This is a genomic window from Mesonia sediminis (genome assembly GCF_042684705.1).
Lineage (GTDB): Bacteria > Bacteroidota > Bacteroidia > Flavobacteriales > Flavobacteriaceae > Mesonia > Mesonia sediminis.
Map to the genome: position 1 here is coordinate 1 of NZ_JBHULZ010000038.1, position 5,478 is coordinate 5,478.

7 protein-coding genes and 1 pseudogene are annotated in these 5,478 nt (G+C 36.5%); 2 read left to right on the forward strand and 6 right to left on the reverse strand.

What is annotated here, in order from left to right; translation table 11 throughout:
- Positions 1-121: 121 nt before the first annotated feature.
- The 5 genes and pseudogenes from ACFSQ0_RS07270 to ACFSQ0_RS07290 all read right to left on the reverse strand — a co-directional run bounded on the left by ACFSQ0_RS07270 (position 122) and on the right by ACFSQ0_RS07290 (position 2,578).
- Positions 122-421, reverse strand: a pseudogene (locus ACFSQ0_RS07270) (type II toxin-antitoxin system RelE/ParE family toxin).
- Positions 414-662: a type II toxin-antitoxin system ParD family antitoxin gene (locus ACFSQ0_RS07275; protein WP_379046243.1), complete on the reverse strand. Its 249-nt coding sequence runs from the start codon at positions 660-662 to the stop codon at positions 414-416. Before ACFSQ0_RS07275 ends, ACFSQ0_RS07270 begins: the two are co-directional and overlap by 8 nt.
- A 314-nt stretch (positions 663-976) precedes the next feature.
- Entirely contained in the window at positions 977-1,615 is a 639-nt protein-coding gene (locus ACFSQ0_RS07280) for a hypothetical protein (protein WP_379046304.1), read from the reverse strand.
- A gap of 449 nt (positions 1,616-2,064) precedes the next feature.
- Positions 2,065-2,322, reverse strand: a complete 258-nt coding sequence (locus ACFSQ0_RS07285) for a Txe/YoeB family addiction module toxin (protein ID WP_379046307.1) — start codon at positions 2,320-2,322, stop codon at positions 2,065-2,067.
- Position 2,323: 1 nt separating this feature from the next.
- Entirely contained in the window at positions 2,324-2,578 is a 255-nt protein-coding gene (locus ACFSQ0_RS07290) for a type II toxin-antitoxin system Phd/YefM family antitoxin (protein ID WP_379046309.1), read from the reverse strand.
- A 782-nt stretch (positions 2,579-3,360) separates the two neighbouring features.
- Here ACFSQ0_RS07290 and ltrA point away from each other — a divergent pair.
- Both ltrA and ACFSQ0_RS07300 read left to right on the forward strand, forming a co-directional pair.
- Positions 3,361-4,515, forward strand: coding sequence for a group II intron reverse transcriptase/maturase (gene ltrA / locus ACFSQ0_RS07295; protein ID WP_379046312.1), 1,155 nt, complete (start codon positions 3,361-3,363; stop codon positions 4,513-4,515).
- Entirely contained in the window at positions 4,506-4,658 is a 153-nt protein-coding gene (locus ACFSQ0_RS07300) for a hypothetical protein (protein ID WP_379046315.1), read from the forward strand. Before ltrA ends, ACFSQ0_RS07300 begins: the two co-directional genes overlap by 10 nt.
- Positions 4,659-4,761: 103 nt before the next feature.
- Here the strand turns inward: ACFSQ0_RS07300 and ACFSQ0_RS07305 are convergent, their stop codons facing one another.
- A complete protein-coding gene (locus ACFSQ0_RS07305) occupies positions 4,762-5,358 on the reverse strand; it encodes a DUF6630 family protein (protein ID WP_379046318.1) in 597 nt (198 codons plus the stop codon).
- Positions 5,359-5,478: the final 120 nt, after the last annotated feature.

A 5,478-nucleotide genomic window follows, 5' to 3' on the forward strand; every position in this document is an offset into this window, starting at 1 on the left:
ATTAGTCAACACGGCGTTCATGTTAGGCTCCCGAAAAAAGAAGTCGGGACAGGCTGTACCGGCCACACAGCTTGCCCCGATTTTTCATTGGGGAACGCTTAGTTGTTGTACAACGTTTTTTTTATTCGGTTATTCTTTTTTTCAAGTCCATTCGCTCGTGCAAAATTCTCATTATTTCGATTGGTTTTACTTCGGATTTTTGATAAAATATAATGTGTCGATTAGCTTTTAGTCCGAAAAGGTCAGATTTAATTTCATTATAATTTTTTCCAAGTTCTGGATTGTCAGCTATGTCTTGGCAAATATCCAAAAGCATATCATAATATTTGTCGGCTTGATTTTCAGATCAATTTTCAACTGTATATTCCCAAATACCATTTAAGTCAGCTACAGCCTTATTGGTCAATTCGTATTTAGCCATTCTGTTTGCGTTTAGCTTTTAACTCCTCAAGATTTTTTTTAGGGTCGAAATCGTGAGCAATTCCGCTATCTATTCCTTCTTGAATAGCATTTCTTAACGCAGTAACTTTACTTTCTTCATTTTCCAATAATCGAAGTCCAGCCCTGATAACTTCACTTACGTTTTTGTAACGTCCAGTAGAAACTTGAGTTTTTACAAACTGGTCAAAATAATTTCCGAGCGATATTGATGTATTTTTCATTTCGTTTTAATTTTACTCAAATATACCAAATTTTGGTAAAATAGTCAAATTTGCAAATTTTCGCTCAAATTACACCCAACTGCTTATATCCACTCAAATAAACTTTTTTATTACCATTTTGTACTGGATAAAGCTCAACCCAGTAATTGGGTATATATAAGATAAGTTTAGCTTTAGGTTGTTGAGGCTGAATTGATTGATAATGCAAAAAAAATGCGATGCCATGGGGCTGCAGCTGGGGGGGTAAGCTATACCGGCCACACAGCTTGCCTCGATTTTTTATCGGGGAAGGCTAAGTTATTGCCATTAGTATTTTAATTATTCAGTTTATCTAACAATTCGTATAATTTTCTATATCCAATGAAATCATTAATAATTTTTCCGTTTTTCACAACTGCAAAATGTGGTTGAGCATTTGAATCCAGAAGTTCCTTTTGTCTTTTAACTAAATAATCAAATTGCTCTTTTTTAAATAAATCATAATAGTACAATTTATTTTTCTCCAGAAATTGAATTCCAATATCACAATTTAAATCGGTTAGAAAACTATCACAATTTATTGAACCTGTGTTACAAAATACAATAATTCCGTAATCAACCTTATTAATGTTTTCAAGTATTGTTAAATCATTAAACTGAATCAATTTGTCTCTTTTATTAGAATAATTTTGCTTATCCACTGATTTAATAAAATCACTATTGTAAAGCTTATGTTTTAAAATTAGGGGCAAGCAATTTTCAACTGTTAGGGTATCAATATTCTTATTTTCATTTATTCTCTCTGTTAGAATTACCCCCAAGACTCTCAATTCTTTTTCTCCGTACCCAGCCTTCTTTAGTTCATCTAAATCTGAATTTAAATCATAATCAAGAATTCTTTTTTGACTTTTATCCTGCGAATAAATTGGTAAGATTAAAATCAGTAGTAGAAATGTTGTGAGTATTTTTTTCATATTAATGATAATGAGTTATAATCTCTCAAATATACTCTTTTATTACCATTTTGTACTGGATAAAGCTCAACCCAGTAATTGGGTATATATAAGATAAGTTTAGCTTTAGGTTGTTGAGGCTGAATTGATTGATAATGCAGAGAGAATGCGATGCCATCGCGCACTAGCGGGGATAGCCATAAACCATTCAATACGCAAAGAGGTTCAATTTATAAGCTTTTTGGGTATCCTAAGTCTACCGCTAAGAAAAGAAATGTTGCTAATCATCTCTAAAGGAGCAGCACAGCAATAGATTAATCTCCATAGTACCAACCGAAAAACAGCCGGGTTAGTCAACACGGCGTTCATGTTAGGCTCCCGAAAAAAGAGGTCGGGACAGGCTGTACCGGCCACACAGCTTGCCCCGATTTTTCATTGGGGAACGCTTAGTTATTGTGTACAGTATTTTTTCAGTCATAGTGAAATCTGCATTTTGCGATTAAAATTTCTCCTTCTTTGAATTGGTATATTAGTCTATGTTCACTATCAATTCGTCTTGACCAAAATCCTGCGTACTTGTGTCTTAAAGGTTCTGGTTTTCCAATTCCGTCAAATGGGTTCCTTGCAATGTCTTTTAATAGTTCATTTATTTTTTTTAATTTTCTCTTGTCCGTTTTCTGCCAGTATAGATAGTCTTCCCAAGATTCGTCAACAAATATATATTTCATATTAGTCTTCGATTAAATCTCTTGTAAACGACTTTCCATTTTTTAGTTTGTCAATAGCAGAATCCAAGCGTAATTCGTTCTTTCGTGATGATAGCTCGTGATTTGTAGCCATTAGAGAATTATATTCTTCCAATGACATAACAACAATTCCAGAATCTTTTCCACGATTAATTATTAGAGTTTCAAAGTTTTTTATAACTCTGTCCAAATACGTTTTGAGGTCTTTCCTAAAGTCAGAAACAGTTGTAATTTGCATAATTCAGTATTTATTAGAGTACAAATATATGTACAAAATATGATTTGTGCAATATTTTGTATTGCTACCAACGGCAAGTATAAGCGTAGTGTGGGTTTTCGAAGACGAAAATTTCATTTTGCTCAAGATTTTGTTACGTGACGAAATGTTCAATCTAGCTATAAATCCCGCATTACTATAGCCATTGTTGGGCAACGGTTGTGTGTCCTGCGCTGTTCAAGGACGCAAGATAAGAATTAGTTCTTTGAGAATGAACAGCAAACTGTAACTGAGATGAGAGAAGGTCTCTCGGCTAAGATGTTCAGGCATATTAGTCAAACCGCCTTAGGGGGCTTAGTTTTCACGACTTGGTTTTGAGCGATATGGTCAAAGGCACTACTGCCGTTTGTAGGGTAAGTAGCGAGCTCTGGTAGGAGTAAAGAAGCTGAACGAGATGAGAGTGAACCCTTATAGAAGTGTCGTAAACAACTTTAGTATTGTCAATATCAAAGGATGGGCGGTCCTGCGAGACAGAACTTGACGAGCGTAACTTGGAATATTGGTCAAGTGGCAATCGGCATAAAGAGGGCAGGAGCTTTACTAGACGGCTCAATTACGGAACAGGAGAAGCTAAGAGTTAGTTCCAAAATGCTACAACCCCGAAGGGCAAGGCAGAAAGTAGCGATACTGCTTATTAGTGGCGGATTAGTCCGTAGTAGTGATGATAGCTTGGGAAACCAGGAAGTAGCGAAGGGACTGACTTAACAGTTTCAATTTTTATTACAACTAGATGAAAATTTAGGATGATTTTCGAGGAGAAACAAAAGTCGCAACCGATAGATAAGCGACAGGTACGGGAAGCCTTTCAGAAGGTAAGAAGTAACGGAGGAGCCTCTGGAGTGGATAAAATGTCCATAAAAGAAGTGTCCTTACAAGCGAGGAAGTATTTATATCCGGTATGGAATCGTTTGGCAAGTGGCAGTTACTATCCCAAAGCTGTTCGCGAAGTAGCCATACCCAAGTTTGATGGCAGGGTAAGAAAATTGGGCATACCAACGGTGCAAGACCGCACGGCTCAAATGGTTATCAGAGAAGAATTGGAAACTATTGCGGACAAACACTTTAGTGCAAGTTCGTATGGCTACCGCCCTCATAAGTCAGCCCACCAAGCCATAAGACAATGCAGGGAAAACTGCATGAAAATGGATTGGGCGATTGATTTGGACATAAAAAGCTTCTTTGATGAGATAGACCATGAGTTGATGATGAAGGCATTAAGTCGGTTTACAGACAAAAAGCACATTCATCTGTACGTAAAACGTTGGTTGGAAGCCCCCATTCAAAAGAAAGATGGTACGATAGAGAAGCGAGTCAAAGGCACACCACAGGGAGGAGTAATAAGTCCACTATTGGCAAACATCTTCTTGCACTTTGTTTTTGACAAGTGGTTAGAGAAGTACCACCCACAAGTAAAGTTTGAAAGATATGCCGATGATTTCAGTATTTACCTCAGGAGTAAGAAAGCTGCAAAACGAGTAGGCAACAGCATCTACAAGTTCTTGCGGGACAAGCTCCAGTTTCCCATAAATAGGGAGAAAAGTGGTATACGTAAACCTTTAGATTTTCAAGTATTGAGGTTTGGTTTTGTACCAACCTACAAGAAAGGGGAAAAAGGCAAATATCAACTGGTGGCTGGATTATCGAAATGGAAAGAATTTGAGGCAAAACTTAAACATCTAACCAAAAAGACGATTCCTGCCAATTTTGAAGAATGTATCCAACGGATCAACCTGCTACTGCGGGGCTGGATAAATTACTTCAAACCTACCTCCATTCAAGGAAAGCTTAAAAAGCTGGAAGAATGGCTAAGAAACCGTTTACGGTACTGCATCTGGTCCCGAAGCTTCGGGAGAAAAAGCCCGAACGAAAACGGAAAAATCTTATTCGATTGGGTGTAAATCCAGATCAAGCCTATGCCTGGAGTCGTACCAGAATGGGAGGTTGGGCAGTAGCCCAGAGCCCTATTTTGCGAACCACTATAACCGTAAAACGATTAAAGTTGAAGGGTTATGTTAGTTTAATCGAATATTATAACCGATGAGTTTCATTTTTGAACCGCCGTATGCGAGACCCGCACGTACGGTGGTGTGAGGGGTGCACTCCGTCATTTGAAGGCGGAGCCATCCACTCGATTGGCTTTAGTTTTAATATTCAATTATTTTGTTTCCAGTCAAATTTGCAAGTTTGGAAATCTTTTTAAAATTATCTTCTTTAATTAGTGCTGTGACATAACTATCGCTATCAATATAGAGATTGACCAACGTAAATCCATTTACCTTCAGAAATTTGTTATAGAAAGTCAATTTGCCACCAGCATCCAAATTTTTTCTGTCTTGTGCAGAAGCAATATTTGGAAGTTCATAACCTTTTTTCTCAGCTAAAATCTCAATGACACCAAGTATTTCTTTTTCTGGCTGTTTCCAATCAATTTCCCAAATGTAGTGTCCGAAGTGTAGGTTATCAATTAATAGAAACCAATAAATATTATTTTTTAAACCATCGGTCGTTCCTCTGGATTTCTGGTATTTTTGATTTTTGGTGTCGTAATAATACCATCCATCTGAAAACACCGTGCTAGGATCTTTTTTATATGTCTTAAATTTTGATTTTAGTGAATTTATTTGTTCTTCATCATTATTCTCAATGATGGATTTTGCTAAGTTGATATACATCTTCTTAGAATCAGATTGTTTTGACGTTAAAATCATAATTATTAAAAATGTATAACTGATGAATTTCATATTTCTAAATTAAAGCCAACGTCTCGCGCATAACGAAAGTGGCGAGCTAAAATGCGCAAGTTTTTCGGTTAAACTTATACTTTTATAAAAATACACAAAACTCTCGTTTTAGCTCTAAAT

What these genes read in the sequence shown, in the direction of transcription:
- ACFSQ0_RS07275 (WP_379046243.1), bottom strand. Translation starts at nt 662, where the DNA reads ATGAAAAATACATCAATATCGCTCGGAAATTATTTTGACCAGTTTGTA.
- ACFSQ0_RS07280 (WP_379046304.1), bottom strand. Translation starts at nt 1,615, where the DNA reads ATGAAAAAAATACTCACAACATTTCTACTACTGATTTTAATCTTACCA.
- ACFSQ0_RS07290 (WP_379046309.1), bottom strand. Translation starts at nt 2,578, where the DNA reads ATGCAAATTACAACTGTTTCTGACTTTAGGAAAGACCTCAAAACGTAT.
- ACFSQ0_RS07285 (WP_379046307.1), bottom strand. Translation starts at nt 2,322, where the DNA reads ATGAAATATATATTTGTTGACGAATCTTGGGAAGACTATCTATACTGG.
- ltrA (WP_379046312.1), top strand. Translation starts at nt 3,361, where the DNA reads ATGATTTTCGAGGAGAAACAAAAGTCGCAACCGATAGATAAGCGACAG.
- ACFSQ0_RS07305 (WP_379046318.1), bottom strand. Translation starts at nt 5,358, where the DNA reads ATGAAATTCATCAGTTATACATTTTTAATAATTATGATTTTAACGTCA.